The 15733-nt window shown below is 71.1% G+C and carries 14 protein-coding genes; 5 read left to right on the plus strand and 9 right to left on the minus strand.

All coding sequences use genetic code 11. The features are described from left to right. Positions 1 to 144: 144 nt before the first annotated feature. On the minus strand, positions 145 to 1860 hold the full coding sequence (locus tag ACTWPW_RS51620) for an IlvD/Edd family dehydratase (RefSeq protein ID WP_443173241.1): 1716 nt from the start codon (positions 1858 to 1860) through the stop codon (positions 145 to 147). A 266-nt stretch (positions 1861 to 2126) separates the two neighbouring features. Here ACTWPW_RS51620 and ACTWPW_RS51625 point away from each other — a divergent pair, with 266 nt between their 5' ends. Continuing rightward, complete coding sequence (locus tag ACTWPW_RS51625; RefSeq protein WP_443173242.1) at positions 2127 to 3140, plus strand: zinc-dependent alcohol dehydrogenase; 1014 nt, start codon at positions 2127 to 2129, stop codon at positions 3138 to 3140. Between the two features lie 353 nt (positions 3141 to 3493). On the opposite strand, the gene ACTWPW_RS51630 is transcribed toward ACTWPW_RS51625, so the two are convergent. Further along, the gene (locus ACTWPW_RS51630) at positions 3494 to 4675 is read right to left on the minus strand and encodes an NAD(P)/FAD-dependent oxidoreductase (protein ID WP_443173243.1); all 1182 of its coding nucleotides are present in this window, start codon (positions 4673 to 4675) and stop codon (positions 3494 to 3496) included. A gap of 227 nt (positions 4676 to 4902) precedes the next feature. Here ACTWPW_RS51630 and ACTWPW_RS51635 point away from each other — a divergent pair, with 227 nt between their 5' ends. Continuing rightward, positions 4903 to 5562: a response regulator transcription factor gene (locus ACTWPW_RS51635; protein ID WP_375118277.1), complete on the plus strand. Its 660-nt coding sequence runs from the start codon at positions 4903 to 4905 to the stop codon at positions 5560 to 5562. 37 nt (positions 5563 to 5599) lie between these two features. On the opposite strand, the gene ACTWPW_RS51640 is transcribed toward ACTWPW_RS51635, so the two are convergent. From ACTWPW_RS51640 to ACTWPW_RS51650, 3 genes are read right to left on the minus strand one after another with little or no spacing between them, the layout of a single operon-like run. After that, positions 5600 to 6502 carry an SDR family oxidoreductase gene (locus ACTWPW_RS51640; protein WP_375118276.1) on the minus strand — a complete coding sequence of 301 codons (903 nt, stop codon included), beginning with the start codon at positions 6500 to 6502 and terminating at the stop codon, positions 5600 to 5602. A gap of 30 nt (positions 6503 to 6532) precedes the next feature. Continuing rightward, positions 6533 to 7270 (minus strand): SDR family oxidoreductase, encoded by a 738-nt coding sequence (locus ACTWPW_RS51645; RefSeq protein WP_443173244.1) that lies wholly within the window; start codon positions 7268 to 7270, stop codon positions 6533 to 6535. A 21-nt stretch (positions 7271 to 7291) separates the two neighbouring features. Beyond that, positions 7292 to 8323 carry a DUF4331 family protein gene (locus tag ACTWPW_RS51650; RefSeq protein ID WP_375118274.1) on the minus strand — a complete coding sequence of 344 codons (1032 nt, stop codon included), beginning with the start codon at positions 8321 to 8323 and terminating at the stop codon, positions 7292 to 7294. 311 nt (positions 8324 to 8634) lie between these two features. Between ACTWPW_RS51650 and ACTWPW_RS51655 the strand changes: the two genes are divergently transcribed. After that, complete coding sequence (locus tag ACTWPW_RS51655) at positions 8635 to 9114, plus strand: SDR family NAD(P)-dependent oxidoreductase (protein WP_443173245.1); 480 nt, start codon at positions 8635 to 8637, stop codon at positions 9112 to 9114. A 29-nt stretch (positions 9115 to 9143) separates the two neighbouring features. After that, positions 9144 to 10151: an aldo/keto reductase gene (locus ACTWPW_RS51660; protein WP_443173246.1), complete on the plus strand. Its 1008-nt coding sequence runs from the start codon at positions 9144 to 9146 to the stop codon at positions 10149 to 10151. 44 nt (positions 10152 to 10195) lie between these two features. Here ACTWPW_RS51660 and ACTWPW_RS51665 read toward each other — a convergent pair whose 3' ends face one another. The 3 genes from ACTWPW_RS51665 to ACTWPW_RS51675 all read right to left on the minus strand — a co-directional run bounded on the left by ACTWPW_RS51665 (position 10196) and on the right by ACTWPW_RS51675 (position 13088). Continuing rightward, the gene (locus ACTWPW_RS51665; protein ID WP_375118272.1) at positions 10196 to 11164 is read right to left on the minus strand and encodes an alpha/beta hydrolase; all 969 of its coding nucleotides are present in this window, start codon (positions 11162 to 11164) and stop codon (positions 10196 to 10198) included. Between the two features lie 175 nt (positions 11165 to 11339). Then, positions 11340 to 11702 (minus strand): response regulator, encoded by a 363-nt coding sequence (locus ACTWPW_RS51670; RefSeq protein ID WP_375118271.1) that lies wholly within the window; start codon positions 11700 to 11702, stop codon positions 11340 to 11342. Between the two features lie 66 nt (positions 11703 to 11768). Continuing rightward, on the minus strand, positions 11769 to 13088 hold the full coding sequence (locus tag ACTWPW_RS51675) for a CHASE3 domain-containing protein (protein ID WP_443173247.1): 1320 nt from the start codon (positions 13086 to 13088) through the stop codon (positions 11769 to 11771). 258 nt (positions 13089 to 13346) lie between these two features. On the opposite strand from ACTWPW_RS51675, the gene ACTWPW_RS51680 reads away from it, so the two are divergent. Then, positions 13347 to 14222, plus strand: coding sequence for a LysR substrate-binding domain-containing protein (locus tag ACTWPW_RS51680; protein ID WP_443173248.1), 876 nt, complete (start codon positions 13347 to 13349; stop codon positions 14220 to 14222). A 65-nt stretch (positions 14223 to 14287) separates the two neighbouring features. Here ACTWPW_RS51680 and ACTWPW_RS51685 read toward each other — a convergent pair whose 3' ends face one another. Beyond that, positions 14288 to 15427, minus strand: coding sequence for a hypothetical protein (locus ACTWPW_RS51685; protein WP_443173249.1), 1140 nt, complete (start codon positions 15425 to 15427; stop codon positions 14288 to 14290). Positions 15428 to 15733 lie beyond the last annotated feature (306 nt).

Raw genomic sequence — 15733 nt, forward strand, 5'->3', positions numbered from 1 at the left:
GCCGCCCTGCGCCAGGTCGCCAACCGGCTCGTCGGCATCCTGCACGGCTGCCTCAAGACCGGCGCCCTCTACGACGAGGCAACCGCCTGGTCGCATCACGCCGAATCGCTTGCTGCTTGACAACTAAAGCTCCTGGGATGTCTTTCAGTGGGATTCGCGCGGCACGTGGTCGCCGCTGGAGCCGACGAGGAAGTCGAGGTCGGCGCCGGTGTCGGCCTGGCGTACGGTCTCGACGTAGAGGCGCTGCCAGCCGCGGGAGGGGCGGGCGAACGCTTCGGCCATCTTCGGGGACGGCCGGCGGGCGGCGAGTTCGTCGGCAGGGAGGTCGATGTCGAGGCGGCGGTTCTCGACGTCCAGAATGACCATGTCGCCGGTGCGCACGAGCCCGAGGGGTCCGCCGGCGGCGGCTTCGGGGGCGACGTGCAGGACGACGGTGCCGTAGGCGGTGCCGCTCATCCGTCCGTCGCAGATGCGCACCATGTCGCGTACGCCCTGGGCGAGCAGCTTGGGCGGCAGCGGCAGGTTGGACACCTCGGGCATGCCGGGGTAGCCCTTGGGGCCGCAGCCGCGCAGGATCAGCACCGAGTCGGCGGTCACCTCCAGGTCGGGGTCGTCGAGCCGGGAGTGCAGGTCCTCGACGGAGTCGAACACGACGGCGGGCCCGCGGTGCTGGAGCAGGTGGGGCGAGGCGGCGGCGGGTTTGATGACGGCGCCGTCGGGGGCGAGGTCGCCGTAGAGGACGGCGATGCCGGCATCCCGCTGCAGCGGCTGGTGCCGCGACCGGATGACCTCGCGGTCGTGGACCGCCGCGTCGTGGAGGTGGTCGATCAGCGGGCGGCCGGTGACGGTGATCGCTTCCGGGTCGAGCAGGTCCACGAGCTCATTGAGGACGGCGTGCAGGCCGCCGGCCCGGTACAGGTCGTCCATCAGGTAGCGGCCGGCGGGCTGCAGGTCGACCAGCAGGGGTACGCCGGAGCCGGTGCGGTCGAAGTCGTCCTGGGTCAGCTCGACGCCGAGCCGTCCGGCGATGGCCAGCAGGTGGACGACGGCATTGGTGGAGCCGCCGAGCGCGGCCAGCGCGACGATGGCGTTGAGGAACGAGCCGCGCGTCATGACGGTCGAGGGGCGGCGGCCGGTGGAGATCATCTCGACGATGAGGCGGCCGGTCTCGTGGGCGCCTTCGAGCAGGCGGCTGTCGGGGGCGGGGGTGCCGGCCAGGCCGGGCAGGGTCATGCCGAGCACCTCGGCGAGCAGGCCCATGGTGGAGGCGGTGCCCATCGTGTTGCAGTGGCCCTTGCCGCGGATCATCGACGACTCCGAGCGCAGGAACGCCTCGCCACTGAGCGCGCCGGCGCGGACTTCCTCGCTCAGTTTCCACACGTCGGTCCCGCAGCCGAGTGGGGCGCCGCGGAAGGTTCCGGTGATCATCGGCCCACCCGGGACGACGACCGCGGGCAGATCGACCGAGGCGGCGGCCATGAGCAGGGCGGGGATGGTCTTGTCGCAGCCGCCGAGCAGCACCACGCCGTCGATGGGATTGGCCCGCAGCATCTCCTCGACGGCCATCGCGGCCATGTTGCGCCAGAGCATCGCGGTGGGGCGGACGTTCGTCTCGCCGAGGGAGACCACCGGCAGGTTCAGCGGGACGCCGCCCGCCTCCCACACGCCGCGCTTGACATGCTCGGCGACCTCGTTGAGGTGCAGGTTGCAGGGAGTGAGGTCGGAGGCGGTGTTGGCGATCGCGATGTGCGGACGGCCGTCGAAGGCGTCGGACGGCAGCCCGCGCCGCATCCACGCGCGATGGATGTAGGCGTTGCGGTCACTCCCCGCGTACCACTGAGCGCTCCGGCTCCTCGCCATGAGCCCACCAATCTTCCAATTATTGGAACTTTAATTCGATTCATGAAACCCAGAAGGAAGGGTAGACCACGGGCCACCGCCGCGGAACCACCCAAAGCGGGAAACTTCCGTTTTCTGGAATGATGGTCTAACGTTCGGAACGTGTCCGGCGGCGCGGTGGTCTGCCGCTCCAACCCCTCCTGAGAGAGGCACCCGTGTATCTCATGCGCATCGGCGAGACCGGCCAGGCCGTCAGCGGGCGCCGGCACGTCGTGGGACCCCGATAGATGCGGGCCCTGGTTCTGACCGGCCCTGGTGAAGCCGAGGTCCAAGAGGTCCAAGCGCCCGTCGCCGCGCCGGGCGAAGTGGTCGTGGACATCGAGCGGGTCGGCGTGTGCGGCACGGACGTCGAGCTGTTCACCGGCGAGATGAGCTACCTGCGCACCGGTCGCTCCTGGTACCCGCTCCGTCCCGGTCACGAGTGGTGCGGGCGCGTCAGCGCGGTGAGCGAGGGCGTGAGCCCTTCATGGCTCGGGCAGCGAGTCACCGGCGACACCATGCTCGGCTGCGGTCACTGCGACCGCTGCCGGACCGGCCGTCACCACGTGTGCGCCGAGCTTGCCGAGATCGGCATCAGCCGGGGCCGCCCCGGCGCGCTGGCCGAGCAGATCGCGGTGCCCGCCACGGCCCTGCACCACCTCCCGGACACCGTGGATCCCACGCTCGGCGCACTCGTCGAACCAGGGGGTAACGCTCTGCGGGCCGTCCGCGCGGCGGGATTGGAGGCGGGTGATCGGCTTCTGGTCCTGGGCACCGGCACGATCGGCCTCCTCACGGCCCTGTTCGCTCGCGCCGACGGAGCCGAGGTCCACTTGATGGGGCGCGACAACGACGGCCTGCGTCTGGCCGAACGCCTGGGCTTCACCGATGCCTGGACCCGGGGGTCACTGCCTTCCCTGCCCTGGGATGCCGTCATCGACGCGTCCAACGCACCCGGGCTGCCCGCCCTCGCGCTCGACCTCGTCGAACCCGGCCGGCGTGTCGTCTACATCGGCCTGGCCGGCACCCCGTCCACGATCGACACCCGCGACCAGGCGCTCAAGGACGTCACCGCCGTCGGCATCCTGGGCGGCTCGGCCGGCCTGGCGGGAACCATCGCCGCCTACGCCGAAGCCGCGGTCGACGCCCGCCCCCTCGTGGCCGCCACGGTCGGCCTCGCCGAGACCGCCGACGTCCTGGCCGGACGGCGGCCGTCCGGCGCCGGGCCGGGCCCGAAGATCCACATCGACCCGCGCCGATAGGAGGGTACGAACCTGATCGATATGGCGGACCCCGCAGGTCGCCGCGCTGCTGCCCACCGGCCGTAGAGCCCTCCGCCGTCACCCGGCGCCTGCCGTCTCCGCCCGCGCCGCCGCTACGGCCCGACCTGGACCACACCTTCAGCGAAGGCGACCCGCTGCGGACCCTCCGGGAGCTCGCCGGGCGGATCGAGGCTCGGGGGGTGCGCCGTGTCGAGGGCCGGACACGCGTACGCAGCGACAACTGATCACCAAGGGGGCTCAGCGGCAGGGGACGGCCCGAGCGGTTCGCTCGTACGGCCGGGCGAGCCAGCGACCACGCTCGCCCGGCACCTCCACGACGGCAACGCTCCTCGTCATGACCGGGTGAGCAGTCGGCTCTCCACCGCGTCGGTGGCCGCGAGGTGGCGGCGGCGGCTCGGCATCATCAGGGTCGGGTGGGAGACGCTCCAGGCCGCGCCGGCGCAGATCATCTCCTTGATGCGGGCGGCGGTTCGGCCGGTGAAGGCGGTGGACGTGACCTGATCGTCGGGGGTCACGCGCTGGATGATGGCATCGCGGCGTCCGAGGCTGATGCACTGCAGGGTGTAGCCGATCGTGGTCTGAGGAACCTCGCGACCGGTCAAGCGCGCGGCGATGACGTCGGCTGCCAGCCACGCCATCGGGTTCGCCGAGGCGCAGGACATCCGCAGCGGCTGGCCACCCGCTCCTTCGGCGAGGGCGGCGTCGCCGACGGCGTACACGTCGGGGTGCGAGACCGATCGCATGCCGGCGTCGACGACGATCCGGCCGCTGTCGGACACCTCAAGGGTGGTGGCGGCCGCGATCGGGTGGACGGTGAAACCCGCGGTCCACACGGTCACCTGGGCCGCGATCTTCCCGCCGGCACCGGTGACCACGCCGTTCGCTTCGACGCGCGCGATGTCGGCATGGTCGTGGACCGTGATGCCGAGCCGGTCCAAGGCGCCGCGCAAGTGACGCTGCGCCTTGTCGCTGAGCCAGCCGCCGACGCGCCCGCGGGCGGCGATCGCGACCTTCAGGTCCGGGTGGGCCTCGGCGATCTCGGTGGCTGTCTCGATGCCGGTCAGGCCGCCGCCCACGATCAGTACGGTCCCACCGGGCTCCAGCTCGCCCAGGCGCGCCCGCAGCCGGAGAGCGGACTGCTTGCCGGCCACGTCGTGGGCGTGCTCCGCGACACCGGGGGCGCCGTGATCGGCGATGGCGCTGCCCAGGGCGTACACGAGGGTGTCATAGGCGAGGGTCTCACCGCCGAGATCGACGGTCTTGCCTTCCACATCGACAGCGGTGACCCGCGCGGTCCGGACCTGTACGCCGGTGCCCGCGTAGAGGTCGCGCAGCGGGCGGGGCGGCAGGTCCTGCCCGCTCGCGAGCTGGTGCATGCGCACCCGTTCGACGAACTCCGGGTCACCGTTGACCAGGGTGATCTCAACGTCGTCGCGGTGCAGCCGCCTGGCGAGGCGGCCGGCGGTGTTGGCTCCGGCGTACCCGGCTCCCAGGACGACGATGCGGTGCTTCATGGCTCGCTCCTATCTGGTTGCTTCCGCCTCCTGAACCGGACAGGCGTGCGATCCCTGACAGCGAACGAGTGTGATCTGGGTCACCCATGGTCCGGCGGCGGCAGAAGCCGAGTCGATCTCGGCCCGCGCGGGATGCGGTTCGATCGGAAGTGGAGCACGGTGTCGGCCACGGCCCGCCGTATCCGCCTAAAAGGGCACATGCGGGGGCATGTAGCTAGGATGCCCCCATGAGCGCACGTTTTCGGGCAGTACTCGGCGAAGACCAACCCATCGTGCGCGAAGGTGTCGCCGCCATGCTCTCCCGGGCCGGCGTCGAGGTCGTCGCGTCCGTGGGCGACGCCGTCGAGCTGGTACGGGCCGCCGCCGCCGAGCAGCCGGACGTCGTCATCACCGACATCCGGATGCCGCCGCAGCTCACCGACGACGGCCTGCGGGCCGCCCTCGAGATCAGGGCCGAGAGGCCGCAGACGGCGGTGATCGTGCTCTCGCAGTTCCTCGACCCGTCCTACGCCCTCGACCTCGTGGGAGACGATCCGGCCGGCGTCGGCTACCTGCTGAAGGAGAAGGTGGCCAGCGCGCAGGTGCTCACCGACGCGGTCGAACGCGTGGTGAGCGGCGGCTCCGCGCTCGACCCCGATGTCATCTCGAGCCTGGTGAAGCGGCGGCGCAAGGCCGATCCGCTGAGCGAGCTCACCCCCCGGGAGAAGGACGTGCTCGCCCTGATGGCCGAAGGCCACTCGAACGGGGGGATCGCGGCGAAGCTCTTCGTCACCGTCCCCGCCGTCGAGCGGCACGTAACCGGCATCTTCATGAAGCTCGGTCTCCAGCAGACGGACTCCACGCAGCACCGCCGGGTCCTGGCGGTGCTGCGGTATCTCCGGCGCTGAGCCCCGATCCGCCGGGGCCGCCTTGTGAGCGGAGGCGTCAGACGTTCACGGTGGACTGGACGGTGAGCAGGTCGCCGAGGCCGACACGCGACAGGAACCGGCCGCGGATGCGGTCGGCGACCGCGGAGACCTCTTCCGAGCCGTCGTCGGCCGGGTCGATGTGGACCCGGTAGGGACGCTGCCCGGCGGGAAGCGCGACGATGCGCGCGATCTCCTTGGAGACCAGGGACGCGTCGGCACCCGCGGGGGCGAGGGCGGCGAGCTTCTGGGAGACCTGCTCGACCAGGTGCGGGTACTTCCGTTCGTACTCGGCCTCGACCGCCTCGTCGGCGGGACGGCCGGAGTGGGCGAAGTGGTTGGTGCCGCTGGTGAACGAGCCGGGAACCACGATCGAGGTCTCCACCCCCCAGCGGGCCAGCTCGGCGGAATAGCTGACGGCCAGGGAGTCCATCGCGGCTTTGGCCGCGAAGTAGGGCGCCAGATAGGGCGGGGTCCCGCCCTTGACGCTGGAACTGGAGACCCAGATCACCAGGCCCCTGCCGGCCGCGCGCAGGTAGGGCAGCGCGGCGCGGTTGACCCGCTGGGTCGACAGCACGTTCACGTCGTACAGCTCGGCGAGCTGTTCCGGGGTGAAGGCCTCGGCCGGGCCGGTGACCATGTGGCCGGCGTTGTGGATCAGGACGTCGATGCGGCCGTGCGTGGCGATGACCTGATGGACGGCGGCGTTGACGGATTCCTGGAAGTTGACGTCGAGCTCGATGACGCGCAGATCCACGTCGTGCTGGACGGCGTAGTCGGCGGCGGCCTCCACCTGGGGCGCGTTGCGGGTGGCGGTCTGCCGCATGCCGGCGTAGACGGTGTTGCCGGCGTCGGCCAGAGCGCGGGCGGTGAGGGCTCCGAAGCCGCTGGAGGCCCCGGTGATCAGGACGATGTTGCTCATGACGTTCTCCTTTGCGTACGTGTGCGAAGGTCAGGCGAGGCCGCCGTTGGCGAACAGGACCTGGCCGTTGACCCAGCGGGCCGGGCCGGCGAGGAAGGCGACGGATTCGGCGATGTCGTCGGGGGTGCCCAGGCGCTCCAGCGGGGCGGCCTTGGCCAGGCCGTCGATCTCGGCCTGGCCCTTGCCCTGGAGGAACAGCGGTGTGGCGGTCGGGCCGGGGGCGACCGCGTTGACCGTGATGTCCCTGCCGCGCAGCTCGCGGGCCAGCACCAGGGTCATGCCCTCGACCGCGGCCTTGCTCGCCGCGTAGGCGCCGTAGCCCGGGAACTGGGTGCGGGTGACCGAGGTGGAGAAGTTGATGATCGCGCCGCCCGGCCGCAGGCGGCGGGCGGCCTGCTGGGACACCACGAACGTCCCGCGGATGTTGGCGCGGTGCATCCGGTCCAGGTCGCCGAGGTCCAGCGTCGTGATCGGCGACAGCAGCATGATGCCCGCCGTGTTGACGACCACGTCGATGCCACCGAACTCCCGCTCGACCGCGTCGAACGCGGCGGACATGGCGATCTCGTCCGCGACGTCGCCGTTGACGGTGATCGCCCTGCCGCCCGCGGCGGTGATCGCGGCGGCCGCCTCCTCGGCTTTGTCCTTGTTGCCCGCGTAGTGCAGGCCGATCGCCATGCCGTCCCTGGCCAGGCGTTCGGCGACGACGCGGCCGATGCCGCCGGAGCCGCCGGTGACCAGGGCCACGCGGCCGATGGTGTCAGTCATGGATAAACGCCTTTCGTGGGTTCAGCGGGCCGAGGGCACGTAGGGGAAGGTCCGCCGGGGTGCGGCGGTGACGGATTCCTTGGTGATGCCGAGCGCGACGGGTGTGTTGGCGGCGAAGGAGAACATCACGTCGGGGGCGTTGTCGGTCAGCGAACGGCCGTTCCACCCGGCGAAGCCGAACGAGGCGGAGGTGTCCAGCGTGTACGGCAGCACGTTGGGGAAGACCTTGGCGGCGACAGCCCTGCCGTAGGCGGCGGGGTCCTCCGCGGTCCCGTAGGCGCGGACCACGCCCGTGACCTTGTCGGCGATGGCCTTGCCGTGTACCTGCCGGTCCTCCGAGGGGTGGCCCTCGTTGAGATGATCGCCCAGATGCTCGTCGAGCTGCGTGAACAGCGGATGGATCATCGGCAGACCGGCCCGGTTGACCGGCCGCCAGCCGCCCGCGTCGGTGGCCAGCGTGGTCAGCGACCAGACCCCGATGCGCCCGTCGTCCCCGCAGACCGGGCGCAGCTCGCCATGGGGGAGTTCCAGCACGATGGAGTACACGGTGTGGCCGGCGAACAGGTTGACCGCGGTCGCGGGGTCCCAGCCCGACAGGTCTACCTTGGTGCCGTGCTCGAAGGCGGCGCCGACCGCGTGCAGCACGTCGGGCTCGATCCAGAACGGGTCCCCGGCCATGCCCGCCCATACGCGCAGGCCCTGCCCGCCGTCCACCGTCGTGCCGGTCGTGCCCCGCGCGACGACCGGACCGGAACCGAACAGGTCACGGGCCGCGGGTCCGGTGATGCGCCGCAGCTCGAACGCCTGCTCCCCATCCGCGTCACGGTCGCCGAACGTGAACCTGTAGGTGACGTCCTCGACGGCGTCCCCGTTGCCGTCGATCTTGAACTCATAGCGCGCCTCGGGGTGGAAACCACGGGTGACGTTGCCGGCCAGCGAGTGGCTCACGTTCATCACGAACACGGTGCCGGTCTCGCCGCGGAAGACGTACTGGTCGGTTATGTCGAGACGGGGATCCTGGCGCGCCAAGGGCGAGTCGAGGTGGTGGGACATGGCAATCTGACCCTTTCGATGCAGGTGGGAGGGCGGCGGCCAGACGGCGAGCCCGGTGGTGGCTCCGGCCGCTGCGCCAACTGGTACCGAGTTTTTCGTGACGGTGCCCCGCCCGCTATTGAGCAGGCTGCACACCGTTCGCTGTGGCGTGCCCGCACCCTGTGTGGGGCTGACCCCACACAGGGCGGGGAGATCCCCAGACCCTTTCGTGGTGCGTCCTCAATTCCGTGTGCCGTGGCGGCCGGAGAGCCTGGTGGGGTGGACAACCGCCACGAGCACCTGTTGAAGGGCACCCGTTGAAACGCTCAGCCATGACCGCCACATCTTTCAGCCGCGTACTGCTGACCGGCGCCGGCACCGGGATCGCGGCCCCCGCGTCGATCTCCCTGGCCCGCACCGGGGACGCCGACCGTGGTGGAGCTCGACGTGCTGCCGGAGCAGTCCGCCCAGGACGCGGTCACCCGCGTCGAGAAGCGGGCCGGCGGCTGGACGTCGTGGTGCACAACGCCGCGCACCTGCTGGTCGGCGTCACCGAGGCGGTCAGCCCCGAGGAGGTGTCGCGCGACTTCGACGTCAACGCCGTCGGAGCCCTGCGGGTGAACCGGGCCGTTCTGCCGGTCATGCGCCGGCAGGAGTCGCGGCCGCTGCTGTGGATCGGCTCGGGCACCACCCGGCGCGCCGTCGCCGACGGGTCCGACCACGGCGGTGAGATCGTCAACGGTGCCGCCGAGGAACTGCGGCTCCGCCTGGCCCGCCGCATGGGCGTCACCGCCCTGCTCGACCGCATCTGACACCTTCACCTCAACCCAGGAGGGATCCCATGACCATCGGTACCCGCAAGCTCGGCACCACCGGCCCCGAGGTATCGCTCATCGGCCTCGGCGCCATGGGCATGTCGGACCTGTACGGCCAGGCCGACGAGGCCGAGAGCATCGCCACCCTGCACGCCGCGTTCGACGCCGGTCTCACCCTCGTCGACACCGCCGACTTCTACGGCGCCGGCGCCAACGAGCTGCTCATCGCACGTGCGCTGAAGGAGCGCAGGCGCGACGAGATCGTCCTGAGCGTCAAGTTCGGCTCCCGCCGCACCCCCGACGGCGGCTTCCAGCCCGTTCCCTACGACGTGTCCCCGGCAGCCGTCAAGGACCGGCTGGCCTACTCACTGCGGCGCCTGAACACCGACTACATCGACATCTACCGTCCGGCCCGCCTCAACCCCGACATCCCGGTCGAGGAGACCGTCGGCGCGTTGGAGGAGATGCGGCAGGCCGGCTTCATCCGGCACATCGGCCTGTCCGAGGTCGGGGCGCGGACCCTGCGCCGCGCCGCGGCCGTCGCTCCCATCAGCGACCTGCAGATCGAGTACTCCCTGCTGTCCCGCGGCCCGGAGACCTCGATCATCCCGGCCCTGCGCGAGCTCGGCATCGGCCTGACCGCCTATGGCGTGCTCTCCCGTGGTCTGCTCAGCGGCCACTGGACCGCCGCGCGGCACCTGGACGCCGGCGACTTCCGCGCGCACAGCCCCCGCTTCCAGGGTGAGAACCTGCGGGCCAACCTGCGCCTGGTCGAGGCACTGGGGCGGGTCGCCGAGCGGCTGGGCGCGACCACCGGCCAGGTCGCCATCGCCTGGGTGGCCGCGCAGGGCGACGACATCGTGCCCCTGATCGGAGCCCGTCGCAGGGAACGGCTCGCCGAGTCCCTCGGCGTCGTGGATCTCGTGCTCGACGCCGGGTCCCGGGCCGAGATCGAAGCGGCCGTGCCCGCCGGCTCCGCCGCGGGGGAGCGCTACGCCGCTCCACTCATGGCCACCCTCGACAGCGAACGCTGAACTCCTGTGGCAGCGAAGGAGTCCTCGCTGCCACAGGCTTCCGCTCAGACGGCCAGTGCCTCGCGCAGAGCGGCGATGGCCTGGCCGATCGCCGCGTCGGCGGCGCGGGTGCCGCGCAGGGCGTTCAGCATGACGAAGTCGTGGATGATGCCCTGGTAGCGGACGGCGGTCACGGGAACGCCCGCCTGGCGCAGCTTGCCGGCGTACGCCTCGCCCTCGTCGCGCAGGACGTCCGCCTCGCCGGTGATGACGAGCGCCGGCGGCAGCCCGGCGAGTTCCTCGACGGTGGCGCGCAGCGGCGATGCCGTGATCCGGGCGCGCTCCTTCTCGTCGGTCGTGTACTGGTCCCAGAACCACTTCATGGCCTCGCGGGTCAGGAAGTACCCCTCGGCGAACTGGTGGTAGGAGCCGGTGTCGAAGTTCGCGTCGGTGACCGGGTAGAACAGCACCTGGAACGTCAGCGGCACATCGCCGCGCTCCTTGGCCATCAACGTCATCGCGGCCGTCATGTTGCCGCCGACCGAGTCGCCCGCCACGGCCAGACGGGAGGCGTCCAGGCCCTTGCCGGCGCCGTCGGTGACCACCCAGCGGGCCACCGTGTAGTTCTGCTCGATGGCGACCGGGTAGCGCGCCTCGGGTGACAGGTCGTACTCGGGGAAGACCACGGCGGCGCCGATGCCCACGGCGAGCTCGCGGACGAGCCGGTCGTGGGTGTGGGCGTTGCCGAACACCCAGCCCGCGCCGTGGATGTAGAGCACGACCGGGAGCGTGCCGGCGACCCCGGCGGGCCTGACGACGCGGGCGCGGACGCTGCCCGTCGGCCCGCCCGGCACGGTGATCCACTCCTCGTCCACGGCGGGCTTCGCGATCTCCCCCGACTGGACCTCGTCGACCGTCCTGCGGCCCTCGGCCGGGGGCAGCTGGTAGAGGAACGGCGGCTGCGACGTAGCCTCGGCGAACGCCGCCGCGGCCTCCTCCAGCACGGGTGTGACCGGGGTGAACGTCTCGGACATGATGCTCCTCCGCGAGGGGCGAGGGCTGAACGGGGGACTTCGCGAGGCACCCCCTTGGACGCCCTCCAGTCTGGTCACGGGCCGCCCCGGCGGCTGTAGAGCCGCCCGCAGGGCCCGGGTGGGCCGTCCCAAGTCCGTACGTCGGGAAAACCCCACGTCGCGCCGCGGCGCCACCTCATCCGGCAGGCGAGAACAGGGCCCTCAGATCGGTGTCGAACAGCCGGTCCTTGGCCACGAAGCGCAGGATTCCGGCCTCGGCGAGCTCCTCGTCCGACCATGCCCAGGGATCGGTGGAGGTCAGCACGATCCGCAGCGGGTGAACCTCGCGCGTGAGCGCCCGGGCGACGGCGAGGCCGTCCTCGTCGGGAAGATGAAGATCGAGCAGCACGCCGTCAGGGCGGTGTTCCCGGACCGCCGCGACCGCCGACGCGCCGTCCGGCGACTCGGCGACGACCTGCAGCCCTCGTACGGCCAGCAGGGTCCTCGCGATGCGACGGAATCCGGGGTCGTCGTCGACGACCACCACGTTGACTGACACGGAACCCAGCTTCTCCGACGGGACAACTCGCAGGCCATGGGGCCAACCCCACGTTCACCAGAGTACTCAGTCCGGTATCGGGATCCGCGCCAGGATCGTCGTGCCGCCGCCGGGGGGCGACTCGATGGTCAACGTGCCGTCGAAGGCGGCCACGCGGTCGGCCAGCCCGGTGAGGCCACTGCCTGCCGTGGTGGCGCCCACACCACCGACACCGTCGTCGACGACCCGGATCTGCAGGGTCTCCCCGAGCTCGAGTGAGATGTCGATCTTGGACGCCTGGGCGTGCTTGACCGCGTTCGTCACGGCCTCGGCCACCACGAAATAGGCGTTCGACTCGACGGCGCCGGGAACCCTCTCGCCGAGGTTGCTCTCGACCACGGCCGGTACCGGGCAGCGGGACGCCAATTCCTGCACCGCCGCCACCAGGCCCTTCACCGTCAGCACGAGCGGGTAGATGCCCCTCGCGAGCTCCCTCAGCTCGTCGATGGCCGTCTGCGCGTTGGCGATCGACTGGTCCAGCAGCTCGGTGGCGGACGATTCCGTCTCGGGGACCAGCTCCCGCGCCAGCCTGAGCCCGATCATCAGGCTGACGAGCCGTTGCTGCGCCCCGTCGTGCAGGTCCCGGGCCGTACGCCGGTGTACCGCCTCGACGCTTTCCATGATGCGTCTGCGGCTGTCCTGCAACGAGGCGGCCATGGTGTTGAAGGACGTGCCCAGCGCACCGATCTCCGCCACCCTGCTGGGGACGATCCGCACGCCGAGATCGCCGCCGGCGAGCCGCTCCGCCGCGGCCGCCACCCCGCGTACGGGCCGCACGACGGCGCGGTGCTGGAGCACCGTGAACCCGGCCACGAGCGCGGTCGACGCCGCCAGCCCCACACCTGCCGCGATCACCGCCCGCCGCCCGTTGGCCCCCGCGGCGTCCTCGCGCGCGGCGAGCTCGGCGCGCTCGTCCGCCGTGTACTGGTCGAACTGGGCCCGCAGGGCGTCGACGCGCTGCTTGCCCTCGGCCGTCGCCGCCAGGCCGGAGGCGGTGGCATCACCCCGCCGTACGGCCTCCACCAGAGGGACCGAGTAGTCGTTCACCAAAGAGGTGACGCCCTGCCTGATCTGTTCGGCGATGCGCCGCTGACCGGAGGACGTGGCCGTCTCGGTGAACCTCCGCTCCTGCTCGGGGAGCTCCTTGCGCGCCTGGTGCCACGGCTCCAGGAACTCCTCGCGCCTGGTGATCACAAAGCCGCGCTGGCCCGTCTCGAGGTCGAGGACCAGCTGTTCCAGGTTGCCGGCTTCGACCAGGGCCGAACGGGAAGCGCGTCTCGCCGAGGTGGAGCTGTTCGCATCGGCGATCGCCCACATCAGGACGGCGAACGCGACACCGATCAACAAGGCGAGCAGGGCGCTCGCCGCGATCGTGAGGCGTGTCAGCCCTCGCCAAGGAACGGGTCCGGCGACGCGACCGGCGGCAGGGAATCTCGGGGAGAGACGGATCATAGGTGTCGGCCGCCCGTTCGCCGCGCTGGGACCAGATGCTCACACCAGTATCCTGCGTTTTTTAGGGCAGGTCCAATGCCTCTTTTGGGGCGTTCGATAACCGGGGGGCATTGGTGCGGGAGCGACCGGGGTTGTGGAATGCTTGATGGCCCGATGGACCTCGATCTGCGCAAGCTGCGATATTTCGTGGCCGTGGCCGAGCGCCTGCACTTCGGCCAGGCGGCCCTCGCCCTGCACGTCACCCAGCCCGCGCTGTCCCGGCAGATCCGGCAGCTGGAGCGCGACCTCGGGGTCGTGCTCTTCAGCCGTACCAGCAGGGACGTGAGCCTCACCGCCGCCGGCGAGCAGTTCCTGCACGACGCCCGCGCCCTGCTGGCCGCCGGGCAGGCCGCCCAGGACCGCGTCCGCCGCATCGACGCCGGCGAGCACACCCTGACCGTCGGCTTCATGCTCGGCACGGACGTCACCGCAGCGCTGAGCGGGTTCTCCGCCGGCCACCCCGACGTGCCGATCGAACTGGTCCGCATCCGCTGGTGGAATCAGGCGCGACCGCTCCTCGACGGCACCGTCGACGTCGGCTTCGTCCGGCTGCCCGTCGACGCCGACGGACTGGACGTCCTGCCGCTGTACCCGGAGCGGCTCAGCCTCGTCCTGCCCGCCCGTCACCCCCTGTCCGGCGAGGCCGGGATTCGCGTCGCCGACCTCGCGGGCGAACCGATCCTGCAGTACGCCGACGCCGCGCCCGACTGGGCGGCCGTCTGGAGCGCCGGGCCCGCGCCCGACGGCGCCCAGCCGGTGCGAGGCCCCGCCTTCCGCGACATAGAGGAACTTCTCGGCTACGTCAGGGCAGGACGCGGCGTGGCCCTCCTCCCCGAGCCGGTGGCGGCCCTGTTCCCGCGCCCCGACATCGCCTACGTCCCCGCGATCGACGTACCGCCGGGCCGGGTGGCCCTCGCCTGGGACGGCACCCGGCAGTCCAGGCTCGTCACCGACTTCGTCACGGCCGCACGAAGCGCACGCCGTGGCTGAGGGGGAGCAGCCGGTGGATTGGCGCGTCCGCCGTGCTCGTACGCCCCGTCACGTGGCGTCGCTCGTTACGGCTTGTCCTTCAGCACTCCCGTCAACCGGTCGTAGCGGTGGACACGCACGCTGGACTCGGCGTGGTCCTGCAGTCCCCTGACCCGCACCACGAGCACGCCTTGCTGAACCCGGTCCTCGGTGCTGACGCGGAGCCAGGGCTCACCGTCACGCAGCGCGATGACATCCTCCACCAGATCGCCGTCGGGCCCCGCCGCGATGGCGTACGTACGGCCTTCAGGCGCAGCGATGTCGATGCCGCCGTCCTGCCGAAGCGTGAAGGTGACGACGAGATTGCCACGGCCGCTGTTCGCGTCGCCCACGAAGTCGTACAGAGGCGCGGGATCGCCCACGTAGTACCGCAGCCGGCCCATGCCGGTGACGTCCATGCCGTTGTAGAAGTTGCGGCCCGCCGAGTCCAACCAGAAATGCGGGTTGTGGGTGGGCGAGCTGAAGTTCGGGCCTGAGTTGTAGGAGATGTGCCAGTGGGGAGGATTGTCGGCGTGCAAGGTGTTGTTGGTCTCAAAGCCCATCAGCACGAACCTGTGTCCCTTCGCCGCGGCGACCTCGACCAGGCCGGAGTCCCGGAGGATGGCGTGTGCCGCGACGAGCTGGTGCACCACCGATTTGACCGGGCCGGCCGGCCACGGCACCGCCGTCCACGGGCCCGCGACGCGGTCAGGGTCGTTGTGCTCGATCCGCCAGTTCATTCCCGGTGAGATGTCGGGGAAGCTCCATACCTGGAGCGTCGGCTGGTTCGCGTCGGCCGAGGGCTGCGCCATCGGCAGCGTGAACGAGAAGCTGTGCCTGTCGCCGGGAACGCGGCGCAGCGCCAGCCGGGTGTCCTGGTGGACGACGGCCTCGATGTGCGTGTCCGGCCAACGGACGGTGACCTCTATGCCGGCAGCGTTCTGCGGGCCTCGCACGAACGTGTAGTACTCCGCACGTGAGGCCACGGAGTAGTTCGCGCCGGGCAGGATCTCGTAGCCGACGGGCAGCACGACCTCGGGCCGGCCGGGTTCGCCAGGTCGGCTACGTACGACGCGGAAGGCCGCGTACGCCGTCGCCGCCGCCTGAGCGGCGCCGGGCAGCGCGACCGCCAGGCCGGCGACGGGCACGCCGGCGAGTAAGGCCCGACGGGACAAGGATCCAGACATGAGGGCATTCCTCTCAATCGCACCACGAGGCTGTGCCGTCCGTTACGCAGGGGACGCGCCTTGATCTTCTGCCTCGGGCCTACCAGCGGAACCTCCCCTCTCGGAACGGCAGGTGAACACGGAGCATCGTTTCCAGGCCAGCCACCGGCAGATCGACGCATTCGATGCCACAGGGGGTCTGGATGCGGCGAAGGTGACCGTGACACCCGCTCCCGACAGGGGCAGCCAGTCCTGCGCGATTCGCCATCAGGCGTGGCTTTGCCGCATCAGCGGCCCAGCAGCGGGTGTACAGGCAGGATCTTCCGT

It is taken from the genome of Nonomuraea sp. KM90 (assembly GCF_052246675.1).
GTDB lineage: Bacteria > Actinomycetota > Actinomycetes > Streptosporangiales > Streptosporangiaceae > Nonomuraea.